2 protein-coding genes are annotated in these 916 nt (G+C 31.7%); one reads left to right on the top strand and one right to left on the bottom strand.

Going from position 1 to position 916, the window contains the following annotated elements; all coding sequences use genetic code 11:
- The coding region (locus IDG60_RS16410; RefSeq protein ID WP_481906102.1) for a VOC family protein at positions 1-279 on the top strand (279 nt) is incomplete at its 5' end.
- 80 nt (positions 280-359) lie between these two features.
- On the opposite strand, the gene IDG60_RS16405 is transcribed toward IDG60_RS16410, so the two are convergent.
- On the bottom strand, positions 360-916 hold a 557-nt coding region (locus IDG60_RS16405), incomplete at its 5' end, for a TetR/AcrR family transcriptional regulator (RefSeq protein ID WP_206160933.1).

Raw genomic sequence — 916 nt, 5'->3', positions numbered from 1 at the left:
TTTGAAGTGCTTGGCGTAAAAGTGCTATGTTCTGATTCTTTTGGTCGCGCTGACAAAATTAATAATGGCATATCATTATTAATTGATTATGATGTTAACAATAAGGAAGATGCTGATAAAGTTGAAGCATTCTATGAGAAAATTAAAGATCATTCTTCAATTGAAATAGAATTACCGTTTGCTGACCAATTCTGGGGTGGCAAAATGGGCGTCTTTACCGATAAATACGGTGTTCGTTGGATGTTACATGGTCAAGACTATACTGCAATCCAACAATAATGTTATTGATAAAGATATCATTTAATAAGCTTATGTTATTTAGCAAGGCAAGCCACTCTCGATTCATGGCTTGCCTTATTTTATTGTATATTTTTAATTATCGTTGCTGGCCCTTGATTGACAATCGTATTAAAATGCATTATTAAGTCAACTTTGTCTATACGGTTTGGATCTTCTACCCAATGTCTTATCAAAGACAATCCCGCACCTGAAACATAACTCATGAAATAAGAAAATGGTATACCATTAATTTGATCATTTTCATTTTTATAACGTTGTAAATGACACATAATTAAGTCATATAGTTTTTCGTGTATATTTGAATCTTTACCCATACGAAACATCAATTGATAAAATGCGATGTCTTTTTCTATCATATCTATTAAAACAGTCATAATTTGATGTATGTTATCCGTGGATAACTTAACTGCTCCATTTAACTTCTCATCATGAATGAAGTCTCTTATTTCCTCCAACTGCTGGTCCTCTAATTTTTCAAGCAAATCATATTTATCATAATAATGCGTATAAAATGTACTACGGTTAACATCAGCTAAATCTGCAATTTGTTGCACAGTAATCTCTTCTAATTGGTGTTGATGTAAAAGTTCAATAAATGCATTTCTCATTGCAACTT

Source organism: Staphylococcus sp. EG-SA-2 (genome assembly GCF_017152085.1).
This window is presented reverse-complemented; position numbering and strand designations above follow the sequence as displayed.